Here is a 16,534-nt window from a genome sequence, read left to right on the forward strand (position 1 = left end):
CTCGCTCGTACGGTGACTACTTGCCCGGGACGCGGATGATCAACGCGTCGCCCTGGCCGCCGCCGCCGCACAGCGCCGCCGCCCCGGTGCCGCCGCCGCGCCGCTTCAGCTCCAGCGCGAGGTGCAGCACCACACGGGCGCCGGACATGCCGATGGGGTGGCCGAGCGCGATCGCGCCGCCGTTCACGTTCACCTTGTCGGACGTGACGCCGAGGTCCTTCATCGACTGGACCGCGACGGCCGCGAAGGCCTCGTTGATCTCGATGAGGTCGAGGTCCTCGACGCCGATGCCCTCCTTCTTCAGGGCGTGCCGGATGGCGTTGGACGGCTGCGACTGGAGCGAGTTGTCCGGACCCGCGACATTGCCGTGGGCGCCGATCTCGGCGATCCACTCCAGGCCCAGCTCCTCGGCCTTGACCTTGCTCATGACGACGACCGCGGCGGCGCCGTCGGAGATCTGCGAGGAGGTGCCCGCCGTGATCGTGCCGTCCTTGGTGAAGGCGGGCCGCAGCTTGCCGAGGGACTCGGCGGTCGTCTCGGGGCGGATGCCCTCGTCCTTGGCGAAGAGGACCGGGTCGCCCTTGCGCTGCGGGATCTCGACCGGGGTGATCTCGGCCTCGAAGACGCCGTTCTTCTGGGCGGCGGCGGCGCGCTGGTGGGAGAGGGCGCCGATCTCGTCCTGGTCGGCGCGGGACAGGCCCAGGCGGGTGTTGTGCTTCTCGGTGGACTCGCCCATCGGGATGTTCTCGTAGGCGTCCGTCAGGCCGTCGTACGCCATGGAGTCGAGCATCTCGACCGCGCCGTACTTGTACCCCTCGCGGGACTTCGGGAGCAGGTGCGGGGCGTTGGTCATGGACTCCTGGCCGCCGGCCACCACGACGTCGAACTCGCCGGCGCGGATCAGCTGGTCCGCGAGGGCGATCGCGTCGAGCCCCGAGAGGCACACCTTGTTGACGGTGAGCGCGGGGACGTTCAGCGGGATCCCGGCCTTGACCGCCGCCTGACGCGCCGGGATCTGCCCTGCCCCGGCCTGGAGCACCTGGCCCATGATCACGTACTCGACCTGGTCGCCGCCGATCCCGGCACGGTCCAGCGCCGCCTTGATGGCGACGCCTCCGAGGTCGGCCCCGGAGAAGCTCTTCAGCGAGCCGAGGAGACGGCCCATGGGCGTACGCGCGCCCGCGACGATCACTGAGGTGGTTCCGGTCGTTCCTGACATGAGGCGCAGCCCCTTGGATTGATGTGAACGAGGGTTTACCTGAATGTACTGAGCGGTACGGCGCCCGTCATCCGGCTGTCGGTGTGATCGCGCGCACGTTGCGTAACCATCCCCGGGGCGCTGCACTGGTTCCATGCTGACGCGAATCGACCACATCGGAATCGCTTGTTTCGACCTCGACAAGACAGTGGAGTTCTACCGCGCGACCTACGGCTTCGAGGTGTACCACTCCGAGGTCAACGAGGAGCAGGGCGTCCGGGAGGCCATGCTGAAGATCAACGGCACCTCGGACGGCGGGTCTTCCTACCTCCAGCTGCTGGAGCCGACCCGTGAGGACTCGGCCGTCGGCAAGTGGCTGGCGAAGAACGGCGAGGGCGTGCACCACATCGCGTTCGGGACGGCGGACGTCGACGGGGAGGCCGCGGACATCCGCGGCAAGGGCGTCCGGGTGCTGTACGACGAGCCCAGGACCGGCTCGATGGGCTCCCGGATCACCTTCCTCCACCCCAAGGACTGCCACGGTGTCCTGACCGAACTGGTCACCTCGGCCCAAGAGCACTGACCCGCCCGATACCAGGCCCGGTAGAGTGGGCGGTTCCGGGCCGGGGCCGGGTCGGGGCCGTGCCGCGTCCTCACCGTTGATCTGTCACCATTCCCCGGGGGACCGCTCGCCCGCGAGCGGTCCTCGTATGGAGAAGTGCGACCAGGGTTGGGGTCTCCCCTGCTCGAAGAAGTTGAGAGCTCGGGGAAGGATGGGACCGCGCAGTGCGGGGCTACGAGAGCCAGCAGAGCCACCGAGCTGACGACGACCATCTCTCGCGGTTCGAAGCCGAGATGGACCGGCTGAAGACCGACCGGGAGAAGGCCGTCCAGCACGCCGAGGACCTCGGCTACCAGGTCGAGGTCTTGCGCGCCAAGCTGCACGAGGCACGGCGCAATCTGGCGACCCGTCCCGCACACGACAGCGCGGACATCGGCTACCAGGCCGAGCAGATGCTCCGGAACGCCCAGATCCAGGCCGAGCAGATGCGCACGGACGCCGAGCGCGAGCTGCGCGAGGCCAGGGCGCAGACACAGCGGATCCTCCAGGAGCACGCGGAGCACCAGGCCCGTCTGCAGGCGGAGTTGCACGCCGAGGCGGTCCAGCGGCGTCAGCGGCTCGACCAGGAACTGGCGGAGCGGCGGCAGACCGTCGAGTCCCACGTCAACGAGAACGTCGCCTGGGCCGAGCAGTTGCGGTCCAGGACCGAGGCCCAGGCCCGCCGGCTGCTGGACGAGTCGCGCACGGAGGCCGAGCAGTCCCTGGCCGCCGCCCGCGCCGAGACGGCCCGGCTCGCCGACGAGACCCGCCGACGCCTCAACTCCGAGGCCGAATCGGCCCGTGCGGAGGCCGAGGCCACACTGCTGCGGGCCCGCAGGGACGCCGAACGGCTGCTCGAAGCCGCCTCCACCCAGGCCCAGGAGGCCACCAGCCACGCGGAGCGGCTGCGCTCCGCGGCCACGGCCGAGACCGAGCAGACGCGGCAGCAGACCACCGAGCTGAACCGCACCGCCGAACAGCGCACCCAGGAGGCCGAGACCCGCCTGCGCGAGGCCCGGCTGGAGGCCGAGAAGATCCTGGCCGAGGCCAAGGAGGCCGCGGTCAAGCGGCTGGCCGGCGCCGAGTCGCAGAACGAGCAGCGCACCCGCACGGCCAAGTCCGAGATCGCCCGGCTGGTGGGCGAGGCCACCAAGCAGGCCGAGACGCTCAAGGAAGAGGCCGAGCAGGCCCTCGTCGACGCCCGCGCGGAGGCCGAGCGGGTGGTCGCCGAGGCCGCCGAGAAGGCCCGCACGCTGGCCGCCGAGGACGCGGCGGCCCAGCTCGCGAAGGCGGCCCGCAGCGCCGAGGAGGTCCTGACCAAGGCCTCCGAGGACGCCCGGTCGACCACCAAGGCCGCCGGCGAGGAGGCCGACCGGATCCGCCGCGAGGCCGAGGCCGAGGCGGACCGGTTGCGCGGCGAGGCCGCCGAGCAGGCCGACCAGCTCAAGGGTGCGGCCAAGGACGACACCAAGGAGTACCGGGCCAAGACCGTCGAGCTCCAGGAGGAGGCACGCCGGCTCCGCGGCGAGGCCGAGCAGCTCCGCTCGGAGGCCGTGGCCGAGGGCGAGCGGATCCGTGGCGAGGCGCGCCGCGAGGCCGTCCAGCAGCTCGAGGAAGGCGCGCGCACCGCCGAGGAGCTGCTCACCAAGGCCAAGTCCGACGCCGAGGAGCTGCGGACCTCGGCCGGCACCGAGAGCGAGCGCGTCAGGACCGAGGCGGCCGAGCGAGCCGCCACCCTGCGCAAGCAGGCCGAGGAGGCGCTGGAGCGCAGCCGTGCCGAGGCCGAGAAGGTGCGCGCCGAGGCCGAGGAGCAGGCCACCGCCCTGACCGCCGCGGCGGAGAAGGCGGCCGAGGAGCTGCGCGAGGAGACCGAGCGCGGGATAGAGGCACGCAGGACCGAGGCGGCCGAGGAGCTGGCCAGGCTCCACACCGAGGCCGAGTCCCGGGTCGCCGCCGCCGAGGAGGCCCTCGGCGAGGCGCGCGCGGAGGCGGAGCGGATCCGCCGCGAGACCGGCGAGGAGTCCGAGCGGCTGCGTGCCGAGGCCGCCGAGCGCGTCCGTACCCTCCAGGAGCAGGCCACCACGGAGGCCGAGCGGCTGCGGACCGAGGCCGCCGCCGACGCCGCGCAGTCCCGCGCCGAGGGCGAGAACGTGGCCGTACGGCTGCGCAGCGAGGCCGCCGCCGAGGCGGAGCGGCTGAAGACCGAGGCGCAGGAGAAGGCCGACCGGGTGCGTTCCGAGGCCGCGGCCGCCGCCGAGCGCGTCGGCACGGAGGCCGCCGAGGCCCTGGCCGCGGCCCAGGAGGAAGCCAACCGGCGGCGCCGTGCCGCCGAGGATGTACTCGACTCCGCGCGCGCCGAGGCCGAGCAGGAGCGCGAGCGTGCCCGCGAACAGAGCGAGGAACTCCTCGCCTCGGCCCGCAAGCGCGTCGAGGAGGCCCAGGCCGAGGCCCAGCGGCTGGTCGAGGAGGCCGAGAGCCGCGCCACCGAGCTGGTCTCCGCCGCCGAGCAGACCGCCCAGCAGGTGCGGGACTCCGTCGCCGGGCTCCAGGAGCAGGCCGAGGAGGAGATCGCCGGTCTGCGGTCCGCCGCAGAACACGTGGCGGAACGGACGAAGGAGGAGGCGCAGGAGGAGGCGGACCGGGTCAGGTCCGACGCCTACGCCGAGCGTGAGCGGGCGAGCGAGGACGCCAATCGCGTCCGCAAGGTCGCGCACGAGGAGTCGGAGGCCGCGAAGGCCCTGGCCGAACGCACCGTCTCCGAGGCCATCACCGAGTCGGAGAAGCTGCGCTCGGACACCTCCGAGTACAGCCAGCGGGTCCGCACGGAGGCGTCGGACGCCCTCGCGTCGGCGGAGCAGGACGCCTCACGCGCCCGTGCCGAGGCCCGCGAGGACGCCAACCGCATCCGTTCCGAGGCGGCGGCCCAGGCCGACCGCCTCATGGCGGAGGCCACGAGCGAGAGCGAGCGCGTCCGCACCGAGGCGGCCGAGCAGGCCGAACGCTTCGTGGGCGAGGCGACCGACGAGGCGGAGCGGCTGCGCGCGGAGGCGGCGCAGACCGTCGGTTCGGCCCAGGAGCACGCGGCCCGCACCCGCGAGGAGTCGGAGCGGCTGCGCACCGACGCCGAGGCGGCGGCGGAGGAACTGCGCGCGGAGGCCCGTCAGGAGGCCGACCGGCTGCTGGACGAGGCGCGGGAGGCCGCGGCGAAGCGTCGGGCGGACGCCGCCGAGCAGGCCGACCAGCTCGTCGAGAAGGCCCAGGAGGAGGCGCTGCGCGCCGCCACCGAGGCCGAGGAGCAGGCCGACCGGATGGTGGGCGCCGCCCGCGACGAGGCGGTCCGGATCACCTCCGAGGCCACGGTCGAGGGCAACTCCCTGGTGGAGCGGGCCCGTACGGACGCGGACGAGCTGCTCGTCGGCGCCCGCAGGGACTCCACCGCGACCCGGGAGCGGGCGGAGGAGCTCAGGACCCGGATCGAGGGCGAGATCGAGGAACTGCACGAGCGCGCCCGGCGCGAGACCTCCGAGCAGATGAAGACGGCGGGCGAGCGCGTCGACAAGCTGATGAAGGCGGCGACGGAACAGCGGGCGGAGGCCGAGGCCAAGGCCAAGGAGCTGCTGGCGGACGCGAATTCCGAGGCGAGCAAGGTCCGTATCGCCGCCGTGAAGCGCGCCGAGTCGCTCCTCAAGGAGGCCGAGACCAAGAAGGCCGAGCTGACCCGGGTGGCCGAGAAGCTGCGCGCCGACGCGGAGGCCGAGGCGAAACAGATGGTCGACGAGGGCCGTCGGGAGCTGGACCTGCTGGTCCGCAGACGCGAGGACATCAATACGGAGATCTCCCGTGTCCAGGACGTCCTCGAGGCGTTGGAATCTTTCGAGGCTCCGGGCGGAACGGGCAAGGCGTCGGGCGGTGGCGCGGGCGTCAAGGCCGGTGCGACGGCGGGTACCCGGTCGGGTGGCAAGGCGTCGGACGGGTAGCGGCTCGTGTATTTCGCCATGAACATTCAATCCTTTGGATCACAAGCCCTCCGGGGGTCAGCCACTCAAAAGGGGTGTCATTCTCCATACCAAAGCGGCATCTTCACGTTGACACGCCGCACAGACCCCTAGGATTCCCTCTAACACCTCACCGGTCTCATTCGACAGGAACCCCATGAGCGACCCTTCCTCCCCCTTCGGCTTCGAGCTCGTGCGACGTGGATACGACCGCGGTCAGGTGGACGACCGCATTACCAAACTCGTCGCCGACCGTGACAGCGCGCTCGCCCGCATCACCTCTCTGGAAAAGCGCATCGAGGAGCTCCATCTCGAGACGCAGAACGCCCAGGCCCAGGTCAACGACGCCGAGCCGTCGTACGCCGGGCTCGGAGCGCGCGTCGAGAAGATCCTCCGCCTCGCCGAGGAGGAGGCGAAGGACCTGCGTGAGGAGGCCCGTCGCGCGGCCGAGCAGCACCGCGAGCTGGCCGAGTCGGCCGCCCAGCAGGTGCGCAACGACGCGGAGACCTTCGCCGCGGAGCGCAAGGCGAAGGCGGAGGACGAGGGCGTCCGCATCGTCGAGAAGGCCAAGGGCGAGGCGACCACGCTGCGCTCCGACGCCCAGAAGGACGCCCAGCAGAAGCGTGAGGAGGCGGACGCCCTCTTCGAGGAGACCCGCGCCAAGGCCGCCCAGGCCGCCGCGGACTTCGAGACGAACCTCGCCAAGCGCCGCGAGCAGTCGGAGCGCGACCTCGCGTCCCGTCAGGCGAAGGCCGAGAAGCGCCTCGCCGAGATCGAGCACCGCGCCGAGCAGCTCCGCCTGGAGGCCGAGAAGCTCCGCACGGACGCCGAGCGCCGGGCCCGCCAGACGGTGGAGACCGCTCAGCGCCAGGCCGAGGACATCGTGGCCGACGCGAACGCCAAGGCCGACCGGATCCGCAGCGAGTCGGAGCGCGAGCTGGCGGCGCTCACCAACCGCCGCGACTCGATCAACGCCCAGCTGACCAACGTCCGCGAGATGCTGGCCACGCTGACGGGTGCCGCGGTCGCCGCCGCCGGCTCCCCGGCCGAGGACGACTCCGCCACCCGTGGGGTCCCCGCCCAGCAGACCCGCTGAGCGAGGGCACGTACATCAGCTGTACCCCTTGCGCGCCCGGTTCCGCCCTTGTGGTGGCGCCGGGCGCGCGGCCGTTCTAGCGTGAGCGCATGATCGAGCTCGACGGCCTCACCAAACGCTTCGGCAACAAGGTTGCCGTCGACCATCTGTCATGCCGGGTCAGACCGGGCATGGTGACGGGATTCCTCGGCCCGAACGGGGCGGGCAAGTCCACGACCATGCGGATGATGCTCGACCTCGACAACCCGACCAGCGGCACGGTGCGGATCGACGGCCGGCACTACCGCGACCTCCAGGAACCGCTCAAGCACATCGGGGCCCTGCTGGACGCCAAGTCGATGCACGGCGGGCGCAGCGCGTACAACAACCTTTTGTGTCTCGCCCAGAGCAACAGCATCCCGGCGAGCCGGGTCTCCCACGTGCTGGACACGGTCGGCCTGAGTGCCGTGGCGAAGAAGAAGTCCAAGGGCTTCTCGCTCGGTATGGGCCAGCGGCTGGGGATCGCGGCGGCACTGCTCGGCGACCCCGAGATTCTGATGTTCGACGAACCCGTCAACGGGCTGGACCCGGAGGGGATCCACTGGATCAGGAATCTGATGAAGACGCTCGCGGCGGAAGGCCGGACGATCTTCGTCTCCTCGCACCTCATGAGTGAGATGGCCCTGACCGCGGATCATCTGATCGTCATCGGGCAGGGCAAGCTGCTCGCGGACACCTCGATGGCCGACTTCATCCACAAGAACTCCCGGAGCTTCGTGCGGATGCGTTCCCCGGAGCAGGAGCGGCTGCGCGACCTGCTGCACGCGGAGGGCGTCGTCGCCGTCGAGGCGGGCAACGGGACGCTGGAGATCGACGGCGAGGAACCCGAGCGGCTCGGGGAGCTCGCCGGCCGGCACGGGATCGTGCTGCACGAGCTCAGCGCCCAGCGGGCCTCGCTGGAGGAGGCCTTCATGCAGATGACGGCGGGCTCCGTGGAGTACCACGCCCATTCCGACCGCGACGGCGCCCCGCCACCGCAGGCGGGCCCGCAGTGGGGCGAGCAGTGGAACCAGCAGCGGCCGGGCGACACAGCCGGCGACCGTACGACGGGGGTGTGACGGCGATGGCATCGGTACCCGCGGTCCTGAATTCCGAGTGGACCAAGATCCGTACGGTCTCCTCGACCACCTGGACGCTGATCTGCGCGTTCCTCGTCACCGTCGCCATGGGCGCGGCACTGAGCGCCCTGCTGAACAGCCAGTTCGACGACCTCTCCGCCGCCGAACAGGCCACCTTCGACCCGACGTTCGTGAGCTTCTCCGGGATGGTCCTCGGGCAGCTGGCGATGGTCGTCTTCGGGGTCCTCGTGGTGGGCACCGAGTACAGCTCGGGCATGATCCGCACCTCGCTGGCGGCCGTGCCGCAGCGCGGGTCGTTCCTCTTCAGCAAGATCGCGGTCGCGGGTGTCCTGGCGCTGGTGGTCGGGCTCGCCACCAGCTTCGTGACGTTCTTCCTCAGCCAGGCCCTGCTGGGCGACCGCGGTACGGACATCGGCGCCGAGAACGTGCTGCGCGCGGTCGTCGGCGGCGGCCTCTACATGGGGCTGATCGCGGTCTTCTCGATGGGCGTGGCCACGATGCTGCGCAGCTCCATGCTGTCGCTGGGCATCCTGATGCCGTTCTTCTTCCTGGTCTCGCAGATCCTCTCCGCGGTGCCGGGCGCCAAGAGTGTCGCCCGGTACTTCCCCGACCAGGCCGGATCCAAGATCCTGCAGGTGGTTCCGGACGCCATGAACAGCGATCCGGCGCCGTACGGACCGTGGGCCGGGCTCGGGATCATGGCGCTGTGGGTGGTGGCAGCGCTGATCGGCGGCTACCTCGTACTGAAGAAGCGCGACGCCTGAGCACCGCCCGGACCGCGACGCTCCGCACGACGACTTGGCCCGAACCGCATGAGGCTGGTTATCCTCCTAACTCTTGACGGGGGCGCGTGGCAGGAGGCCTGGGCCCCGACGACGGATGAGTCGATGGGGCTGGAGAATGATCGAGGCAGTCGGCCTGACCAAGCGCTACGGCGCGAAGACGGCCGTGCACAACCTTTCCTTCCAGGTGCGGCCCGGTGCCGTGACGGGGTTCCTCGGTCCCAACGGGTCGGGCAAGTCCACCACCATGCGCATGATGCTGGGCCTGGACCGGCCGACGTCCGGACACGTGACGATCGGCGGGCACGCCTTCCGCAGCCTGCCCAACGCCCCGCGCCAGGTGGGGGCGCTGCTCGACGCCAAGGCCGTCCACGGCGGACGCAGCGCCCGTAACCACCTGCTGAGCCTGGCCCAGCTGGCGGGCATCCCGGCGGCGCGGGTCGACGAGGTCCTCGGTGTCGTCGGACTGCAGGACGTCGCGAAGAAGCGGTCCAAGGGCTTCTCCCTGGGAATGGGCCAGCGGCTCGGGATCGCGGCGGCGCTGCTCGGCGACCCGCAGGTGCTGCTCTTCGACGAACCGGTCAACGGGCTCGACCCCGAGGGCATCCTCTGGGTCAGGAACCTGATGAAGCGGCTGGCCTCGGAAGGCCGTACGGTCTTCGTCTCCAGCCACCTCATGAGCGAGATGGCCCTGACCGCCGACCATCTGATCGTGATCGGCCGCGGGCAGCTCCTCTCCGACATGAGCGTCAGCGACTTCATCTCGGCGAACTCCGCGGACTTCGCCCGGGTGCGCGTCCCCGCCGACCGGCCGGAGTACCGGGAGAAGCTGACGGCCTCGCTCACCGAGGCGGGCGGCCGGGTCATGCCGGAGACGGACGGCGCGCTGCGCGTCACCGGACTCCCGCTGCCCCGGATCAGCGACCTGGCGCACGGGGCGGACGTCCGGCTGTGGGAGCTCTCCCCGCACCAGGCGTCGCTCGAGGAGGCGTACATGCGGATGACCCAGGGCGCCGTGGACTACCGCTCGACGGCGGACGCCAAGGAAGGTCTCCAGCCTCCGCCGCCCGGCTACGGACATCCCGGCCACGGGCAGCAGGGCTACGTGCCCCAGCCGCCGCCCGAGGTCCCGCAGCAGGGCTGGTACGCGCCGCCGCCTCCGGGCCAGAACCCCTACGCCGCCGCACCGGCGCCCGCCCCCGAGCCCACCGCGGAGCGGACCGGGCGCACGACCGACGAGGATCCCCGATGACCATGCCTCCGCCGCCCCCGCAGGCGTACCAGGCTCCCCCGCAGCAGCAGGGCCGGGGCGCCCCCGCCGGCCGGTACGCGTCCCCGATCCCCGTGCGCACCCCGGGCCTCGGCGACGCGATCGCCTCCGAGTGGACGAAGATCCGCTCCGTGCGCTCCACGATGTGGACGCTCGGCGTGATGATCGTGCTGCTGCTCGGCATCGGACTGCTCGTCGCGTTCGTGGTGAGCCTGTCGGACGCCCCCGCCGAAGACGTTCCCGTGCTCACCCTCGGCTTCTTCGGCGTGCTGCTCAGCTCGATCTGCGTGATCACTCTCGGCGTGCTGACCATCGCGTCGGAGTACGGCACCGGCATGATCCGCACGACGCTCACCGCCTGCCCGAGCCGGGCGCGGATGCTGATCGCGAAGTCGGTCGTCTTCTTCCTGCTCGCCTTCACGATCACGACGGTGACGACCGGGGTCGTCGGCGTCCTCCAGACGGCCATGCTCGACGGCGCCACGCCCGACACCGGCCTCTGGGTGCGCTCCACGGTGGGGATCGGCCTCTACGTCGCCACCCTCGGGCTGCTCTCGCTCGCGGTCGGCACGATCGTGCGGCACTCGGCGGGTGCCATCACGATCATGATCGCGGTGGTGCTGCTGCCGCTCGTGCTGGCGATCTTCATGTTCTCGCCGTCGCTGGCGTCCGTGCAGGAGGCGCTCTTCGAGTGGTCCATCCCCAACCAGATCGGCGCGATCTACGACGTGTCCATGACCTCGTCGGGGCCGACGGGCTGGGAGCCGCTGTGGGCCCTTCTCGGCGTCACCGCGGTGACCATGGGCGCCGCCTTCCTGGCGCTGGACCGGCGGGACGTCTGACGGTCAGTGGCGCGGAGCGTTCCTGGACCGCTGCACCCGGGTGGTGCGGCGGTCCTTCGCGTTCCAGCAGGCCTTGTGCCAGTGCCTGCGGTCGTCGATCCCGCCGTACTCGGGCCAGGCGACTAGGTGCGGGACCCCCGAGGGGATCTCCTGGTCGCAGCCGGGGCAGCGGTAGCGCTTGCCCATCGCGCTCGCGCCGCTGACCGGACGCACCGACCACTCCTCGTCCTGCCAGCTCTCGGTGGCGCCGCCCCCGCCGTACCGGCCACCCGCCTCCGGTGCGTTGCCGGTGGGACCATCGCCGCCTCGGGGGCGGTTGCGGCGCGGGGACACGGGACACCTCACGGGGCCGGAGCGGACGGACATCCCGTCCAGCCTAGAGGCATCGGCTGCGGGCAGGAGGTGTCTGAGGCCCCTGAGCAGCGGCGGGGCGAGTGGGTTACCGGAAAATCGCAACAACTTCGCCGTGGACCGTGCCTTTGGCACGTGTCAGACGTTGTTGCCGGTAGGGGGAGCCGCGTCGGCCGTAAGGAGGCAAGAGGCGATGCGCGTAGGAACATTCGTACTGGCGGCCCAGTTCCCGGGCCAGGGGCAGGGAGAGGCCCTGCACCGTGCCGTCAGGTCCGCGGAGGTCGCGGAGGAGTCGGGACTCGATTCCGTCTGGCTGGCGGAACACCACTTCGTGCCGTACGGGGTCTGCCCGTCCGCCACGACCCTGGCCGCCCTGCTGCTCGGCCGCACCCGCAGGATCCGGGTGGGCACGGCGGTGAGCGTGCTGCCGAACCAGCACCCGGTCGCGCTCGGCGAACAGGCCGCGCTGCTGCATCTGACCAGCGGCGGACGCTTCTCCCTGGGGGTCGGACGCGGTGGTCCGTGGGTCGATCTGGAGGTGTTCGGCGGCGGCCTCGACGCGTACGAGAAGGGCTTCCCCGAGGCCCTGGAGCTGCTGCTGGAGTGGCTGGACAAGCCACGGGTGGCCGGCGACGGGGAGCGCTACGGCTTCCGCGAGGTCGCCGTGGTGCCCCGGGCCGACGAGCTCCTCGGGGACGGTCCGGCGGGCCCCGAGGTGGTCGTCGCCTGCACGTCGCCGAAAAGCGTGGAACTCGCCGCTGAGAAGGGTTTGCCGATGCTCCTCGGGATGCACTGCGGCGACGAGGAGAAGGCCGACATGGTCGCTCTGTGGCGATCGGCCGCCCGGAGGGCCGGTCAGCCGGCGGAGGTCGCGGAGCGGGTAGCACATGTGTCCGCAGGGGTGGCGCAGATCGCCGACCGCCCCGCCGACGCCGTGGAGACGCTCGTGAAGGCGATGCCGGGGTGGCTGCGGCAGGGGCTCGACGCCCATGTGACGATCGACGGCCGCCACCGGGTGATGCGGGACCCCGTCGCGTACACGGAGTTCCTGTGCGGCCTGCACCCGGTGGGTCCGCCCCGTCTCGCCGCGGACCGGCTGGCGGCCACGGCGGAGCGCACGGGCATCACCCGCTTCGCCCTCATGGTGGAGGGCTCGGGCGATCTCGCGGCGACGGAGACGAATGTGCAGCGGCTGGGCGAGGAAGTGCTGCCGTTGCTGGAGTGACCCGTTCACGCTGATGGTCCTGGTGGTGCGGTGGTGCGGTGGTGCGGGAGCTGCCGCCCCGGAGCCAGTTGCACCTCCCGCGGCCCGAAGCGGCAGCGGAAGCGTTCAGCAGTCCCGTAGTTCGGGCGACTGGTTGAGCAACTGGCCCCTCACCGAGGTGAATCGGGCAAGGCGCTCGTCGACCGAGGCGTCCAGCGGGAACACCGCGACGCGGTGGCAGTTCTGGAATGCCAGGCGCACTCCGAAGTGCCGTTGCAGCGCGCCGCGTATCGCATCACTCGCGAGCGCACGCAGCAGCTGACCACGTGCCTGCTCGTCCGGCGGCGGCGTCTGGTTGTCGGCGAACTGTCCGCCGTCGACCTTCAGCTGGGCCACCAGAGAGCTGATCATCTCCCATGCGTAGGGCAGGGAGGTCCGGACGCAGTCGACGAAGTCGGCTTCGTCGACCTCGCCTCGCTCGGCCTGTTCCAACAGCGCCGGTGAGACGTCGAGCGACATGGGTTCTCCTCTCGCGACCCCGGCAGGTGGCCGGGGCCTTACGGGCAGGGCAGGACGGCGACGCTGCGTACACAGACGACGACCTCCTGCTTCCACGGTAAGGGCGCAGTCCAGGCCGCACCAGGAGATTGGGAACACAACCGGCCAATAACGAACGGTCGCAAAGAGGGGCAAGCCCGATCCGTGGGTGTGGAGGGGCGGCCGGGAGGGACCCGCGAATCGCGTGGACCGCGAATCGTCGAGTAGCGTTGCCGACCATGCGTCTCGTCATCGCCCGTTGCTCCGTCGACTACGCGGGCCGGCTCACCGCCCACCTGCCCTCCGCCCCCCGTCTGATCCTGGTGAAGGCGGACGGCAGCGTCTCGATCCACGCCGACGACCGGGCGTACAAACCTCTCAACTGGATGTCCCCGCCGTGCACCCTGAAGGAGGGCGCCGATGAGAACGAGGGCGTCTGGACCGTGGTGAACAAGGCGGGCGAGAAACTGATCATCACGATGGAGGAGATCCTCCATGACTCGTCCCACGAGCTGGGTGTCGACCCGGGGCTCATCAAGGACGGGGTGGAGGCTCACCTCCAGGAGCTGCTCGCCGACCGCATCGAGACGATCGGTGAGGGTTACACCCTGATCCGCCGCGAGTACCCGACCGCGATCGGCCCGGTCGACATCCTCTGCCGGGACGCGGACGGCGCGACGGTGGCCGTGGAGCTGAAACGCCGGGGCGACATCGACGGCGTGGAGCAGCTGACCCGCTATCTGGAGCTGCTCAACCGCGATCCGCATCTGGCTCCGGTCCGGGGTGTGTTCGCGGCGCAGGAGATCAAGCCGCAGGCCCGGGTGCTGGCGACGGACCGCGGGATCGGGTGCCTGGTGCTCGACTACGACGCGATGCGCGGGATCGAGGACGACAAGCTGCGGTTGTTCTGACACGCGGCGGCGCCACGGACTCCCCCGGGGCGCCACGGACACGGAATCCCCCGGTGGGCCCGGATCCGGGCCCACCGGGGGATTCCGTGTCTCAGGTGGTCGTCGTGGTGCCGGGGGTCTCCTGGCCCGTCCCGTCGACGGTCGCCGAGGCGGTCGCCGATTCGGCCGGTCCGCTGGCGGAGTTGGAGGTCTCCGGTTCCGTCGTGGGGTCCGAGGGAGTGGGTTCCGAGGGGGTCGGGTCCGTCGGGGTCGGATCCGTGGGCGTCGGCTCGGTGGTGGGCGGGGTGGTCGTCGGCTTCGTCGGCCGGTCCGTCGGGGTCGGGTCCCCTGAGGTCGGCCGGCTGCTGGGGCCGTCGCTGGACGGTGTGCCCGAGGACGGGCTCTCGCCGGGCTCGGACGTCCCCGGGGAGGGCGTCGCGCTGCCGGACGGAGTGGCCTGGCCCGATGTGCCCGGAGAGGGGGAGCCGCCGCCGGCCGTGCCCGCCTCGGTGGTCGGGTCGCCGGCCGGCTCGTCCGCGGGGATGCCGTTCTCGCCGTCGTCCTCGTCCGCCGACTGTTCGGTCGTGACGCTCTGTCCTTCCGGGTCCTCGCTGCCGGAGGTGGCTCCCAGGGTCACCACCGTGCCGAGGACGGCCGCCAGCAGCGCTCCCGCGCCCACCGCGACGAGGTTGCGCCGCGCACCGCGGAGGATTCCCACGCCCCCGGCGGCCGCACGGGCGGGCGGCGGGGGCTGATGGGTGATCAGGGTCGAGGACGTGTCGGCCAGCCGGGGGAAGAGCGGCTTGGGCCCGGGGGTTCCGCCGGGCGGTGAGGCAGGCTCGTCGTGGCGCGGGACCACCGGCACGTCGTCGGCCGCGAGGGTACCGATCACCGGTTCGCCGGAGCGGTCCGCGACGAGGGCGAGCGCCCGGCGCCCGGCCACCGCACCGGCCTTGTCGGCGAGCGCGCCGCGCATCCCCACGGACGTCTCCAGCTCCGCGCGGGCCCGGTCCAGATGGCCGGTGCAGAGCGCGAGGACACCGAGCTCGTGGTGGAAGTACGCCTCCTCCGCCACCTCGCCCGCGATCCGTGCGGCCTCCTGCCCGGTCCTGAGGGCCTTCTCCCAGGCACCCCACTGCATCCCCGCGGCGAACGCCGGAGCGGCGCTGCGGGCCAGCAGGACGGCCACACTCGCCTGTCCGGGCGCCTCGCCCGGGACGAGACACGTCATCGAGGCGAGCATGGCGTCCGACTCGGCGACCGCGCGTTCCGGGGTGACGGAGGGATGCCCCGCCCACCACGCGTAGTGCTGGGCGGCGCTGCGGGCGTGCGCCTCCGCGCTCTCGTCGTAGCCGCTCGCCTCCAGCTGGGTCAGGACACCGGCGGCCAGCCGGTAGCGGGGGCCCGCCGGGGAGAGCAGACCGCAGAGGGCGAGTTCGCCCAGGGCGGCGTCGGCATGGGTGTCGCCCACGAGCGCCGGCAGGTGCGCCTGGTGCGGCACCTCGCCACCGAGGGCGACGGCGAAGCGCAGGGTCTCGCGGGCGGCCTCGCTCAGCCGGGAGGCGAGCAGGGCGGCGGGCGCCGCGCCCTCGCCGAGGCTGGGCAGCGGGAGGACGGCCGGCTCCGCCCGGCCGAAGGGCGCGTCGCCGGGTTCCTCGTCGTGGACGTCGAGCGGGTCCTGTCCGGCGCGCAGGTCGTCGCGCTGGCGCAGCAGGGCACCCGCCTGGACGAAGCGCAGCGGCAGCCCCTCCGACTCGAACCAGAGGTCTCCCGCCCAGTTCGCCTCCTCGTCGGTGAGCGCGCGTTCCACGACGTGCTCCATGAGCTCGATCGAGGCGCTGCGGCCGAGGCCGGTGAGGAAGACCTCCTCGAGGTTCGCGTCGGCCGCGGGCGACGGCACGTCGGGCGTCGTGGCGAACAGGAACGCGCACTCCGGGGTGGCGTCCAGCAGTTCCTGGAGGGCGGCACCGCCCAGTTCCAGGTCGTCGACGACGACCACGGCACCGACACCGTGGACGAGGGCGAGGAGGCCCTCGCGGTCGGGGCGGTGCAGCGGAGCGCTGTGGACGGCCTCGAACAGCCCGTACAGCAGCTCCGAGGCGGTCCGCTTGTACCCGGAGAGGCGTACGACCCCGTCGGGGGCCAGATCCGCGCAGTCGGCCGCCACGGCGTCCAGCAGGGCGGTGCGGCCGGAACCGGCCGGTCCGGTGAGGCACACCGAGCGACCGCGGGCGAGCAGCCGTACCAGCCGCTCGCGCTCGTCCCGGCGTTCCAGGAGGGGCATCTGCGGCGCCGGCGGTCCCGCGGGGACGGGGGGCGCGGCGGCACGCTCGCGCTCCACCCGCCGGGCGGCGGTGTGCCGTACGGGCGCGTCGGGCCGCTCGCCCGGGCGGCAGGGTTCGATCTCGCTGCCGTCGACCGGGTTGACGGTGAGCAGGAAGTCGCCCGATATCAGCTGCACCGTGCGCGACTGCTGCGGTGTCTGGTGCCCGAAGTCGGGCGTCAACGGGTCGCGGGACTGCCGTCGCCGCGTCCCGTCGTCACCGGAGTGGTCGTCGCCGTACTCTTCCGGTCCGCGGTTGGTCGGGTCCATCGTCTAAGTCCCCCAGACGCGCAGCGCGCTGTTGCCCTTCCGGCCTCACACGCCCCG

Annotated in this window: 13 protein-coding genes; 9 read left to right on the forward strand and 4 right to left on the reverse strand. The window is 72.0% G+C overall.

From position 1 onward, the window contains the following. Positions 1 to 16: 16 nt before the first annotated feature. Entirely contained in the window at positions 17 to 1,219 is a 1,203-nt protein-coding gene (locus IA22_RS0112155; RefSeq protein ID WP_014154025.1) for an acetyl-CoA C-acetyltransferase, read from the reverse strand. Between the two features lie 133 nt (positions 1,220 to 1,352). Here IA22_RS0112155 and mce point away from each other — a divergent pair, with 133 nt between their 5' ends. From mce to IA22_RS0112190, 7 genes are all read left to right on the forward strand, one after another. Beyond that, the gene (gene mce / locus IA22_RS0112160) at positions 1,353 to 1,781 is read left to right on the forward strand and encodes a methylmalonyl-CoA epimerase (RefSeq protein WP_014154026.1); all 429 of its coding nucleotides are present in this window, start codon (positions 1,353 to 1,355) and stop codon (positions 1,779 to 1,781) included. A 203-nt stretch (positions 1,782 to 1,984) separates the two neighbouring features. Continuing rightward, complete coding sequence (scy, locus tag IA22_RS0112165) at positions 1,985 to 5,776, forward strand: polarized growth protein Scy (protein ID WP_030123612.1); 3,792 nt, start codon at positions 1,985 to 1,987, stop codon at positions 5,774 to 5,776. Positions 5,777 to 5,951: 175 nt separating this feature from the next. Then, on the forward strand, positions 5,952 to 6,890 hold the full coding sequence (locus IA22_RS0112170; protein ID WP_014154028.1) for a coiled-coil domain-containing protein: 939 nt from the start codon (positions 5,952 to 5,954) through the stop codon (positions 6,888 to 6,890). Positions 6,891 to 6,979: 89 nt separating this feature from the next. Further along, positions 6,980 to 7,987, forward strand: coding sequence for an ATP-binding cassette domain-containing protein (locus IA22_RS0112175; protein ID WP_014154029.1), 1,008 nt, complete (start codon positions 6,980 to 6,982; stop codon positions 7,985 to 7,987). A 5-nt stretch (positions 7,988 to 7,992) separates the two neighbouring features. Then, complete coding sequence (locus IA22_RS0112180) at positions 7,993 to 8,772, forward strand: ABC transporter permease (RefSeq protein ID WP_014154030.1); 780 nt, start codon at positions 7,993 to 7,995, stop codon at positions 8,770 to 8,772. A 136-nt stretch (positions 8,773 to 8,908) separates the two neighbouring features. Continuing rightward, positions 8,909 to 10,042 carry an ABC transporter ATP-binding protein gene (locus IA22_RS0112185; protein WP_014154031.1) on the forward strand — a complete coding sequence of 378 codons (1,134 nt, stop codon included), beginning with the start codon at positions 8,909 to 8,911 and terminating at the stop codon, positions 10,040 to 10,042. Continuing rightward, entirely contained in the window at positions 10,039 to 10,902 is an 864-nt protein-coding gene (locus tag IA22_RS0112190) for an ABC-2 transporter permease (RefSeq protein ID WP_030123613.1), read from the forward strand. The genes IA22_RS0112185 and IA22_RS0112190 overlap by 4 nt, the downstream gene beginning before the upstream one ends. A gap of 3 nt (positions 10,903 to 10,905) precedes the next feature. Here IA22_RS0112190 and IA22_RS0112195 read toward each other — a convergent pair whose 3' ends face one another. Further along, a complete protein-coding gene (locus IA22_RS0112195; RefSeq protein WP_014154033.1) occupies positions 10,906 to 11,235 on the reverse strand; it encodes a hypothetical protein in 330 nt (109 codons plus the stop codon). Positions 11,236 to 11,446: 211 nt separating this feature from the next. On the opposite strand from IA22_RS0112195, the gene IA22_RS0112200 reads away from it, so the two are divergent. Beyond that, positions 11,447 to 12,478, forward strand: coding sequence for an LLM class flavin-dependent oxidoreductase (locus IA22_RS0112200; RefSeq protein ID WP_030123614.1), 1,032 nt, complete (start codon positions 11,447 to 11,449; stop codon positions 12,476 to 12,478). 105 nt (positions 12,479 to 12,583) lie between these two features. On the opposite strand, the gene IA22_RS0112205 is transcribed toward IA22_RS0112200, so the two are convergent. Further along, on the reverse strand, positions 12,584 to 12,976 hold the full coding sequence (locus tag IA22_RS0112205) for an SCO5389 family protein (RefSeq protein WP_014154035.1): 393 nt from the start codon (positions 12,974 to 12,976) through the stop codon (positions 12,584 to 12,586). A 257-nt stretch (positions 12,977 to 13,233) separates the two neighbouring features. Between IA22_RS0112205 and nucS the strand changes: the two genes are divergently transcribed. Beyond that, positions 13,234 to 13,905 carry an endonuclease NucS gene (gene nucS / locus IA22_RS0112210; RefSeq protein ID WP_014154036.1) on the forward strand — a complete coding sequence of 224 codons (672 nt, stop codon included), beginning with the start codon at positions 13,234 to 13,236 and terminating at the stop codon, positions 13,903 to 13,905. Between the two features lie 91 nt (positions 13,906 to 13,996). On the opposite strand, the gene IA22_RS0112215 is transcribed toward nucS, so the two are convergent. Then, positions 13,997 to 16,477 carry a tetratricopeptide repeat protein gene (locus tag IA22_RS0112215; protein ID WP_030123615.1) on the reverse strand — a complete coding sequence of 827 codons (2,481 nt, stop codon included), beginning with the start codon at positions 16,475 to 16,477 and terminating at the stop codon, positions 13,997 to 13,999. Between the last annotated feature and the right edge of the window lie 57 nt (positions 16,478 to 16,534).

This window comes from Kitasatospora papulosa, assembly GCF_000717245.1.
Lineage (GTDB): Bacteria > Actinomycetota > Actinomycetes > Streptomycetales > Streptomycetaceae > Streptomyces > Streptomyces papulosus.

What these genes read in the sequence shown, in the direction of transcription:
- IA22_RS0112200 (WP_030123614.1), top strand. Translation starts at nt 11,447, where the DNA reads ATGCGCGTAGGAACATTCGTACTGGCGGCCCAGTTCCCGGGCCAGGGG.
- IA22_RS0112170 (WP_014154028.1), top strand. Translation starts at nt 5,952, where the DNA reads ATGAGCGACCCTTCCTCCCCCTTCGGCTTCGAGCTCGTGCGACGTGGA.
- IA22_RS0112185 (WP_014154031.1), top strand. Translation starts at nt 8,909, where the DNA reads ATGATCGAGGCAGTCGGCCTGACCAAGCGCTACGGCGCGAAGACGGCC.
- IA22_RS0112180 (WP_014154030.1), top strand. Translation starts at nt 7,993, where the DNA reads ATGGCATCGGTACCCGCGGTCCTGAATTCCGAGTGGACCAAGATCCGT.
- IA22_RS0112205 (WP_014154035.1), bottom strand. Translation starts at nt 12,976, where the DNA reads ATGTCGCTCGACGTCTCACCGGCGCTGTTGGAACAGGCCGAGCGAGGC.
- IA22_RS0112215 (WP_030123615.1), bottom strand. Translation starts at nt 16,477, where the DNA reads ATGGACCCGACCAACCGCGGACCGGAAGAGTACGGCGACGACCACTCC.
- IA22_RS0112155 (WP_014154025.1), bottom strand. Translation starts at nt 1,219, where the DNA reads ATGTCAGGAACGACCGGAACCACCTCAGTGATCGTCGCGGGCGCGCGT.
- nucS (WP_014154036.1), top strand. Translation starts at nt 13,234, where the DNA reads ATGCGTCTCGTCATCGCCCGTTGCTCCGTCGACTACGCGGGCCGGCTC.
- IA22_RS0112190 (WP_030123613.1), top strand. Translation starts at nt 10,039, where the DNA reads ATGACCATGCCTCCGCCGCCCCCGCAGGCGTACCAGGCTCCCCCGCAG.
- mce (WP_014154026.1), top strand. Translation starts at nt 1,353, where the DNA reads ATGCTGACGCGAATCGACCACATCGGAATCGCTTGTTTCGACCTCGAC.
- IA22_RS0112175 (WP_014154029.1), top strand. Translation starts at nt 6,980, where the DNA reads ATGATCGAGCTCGACGGCCTCACCAAACGCTTCGGCAACAAGGTTGCC.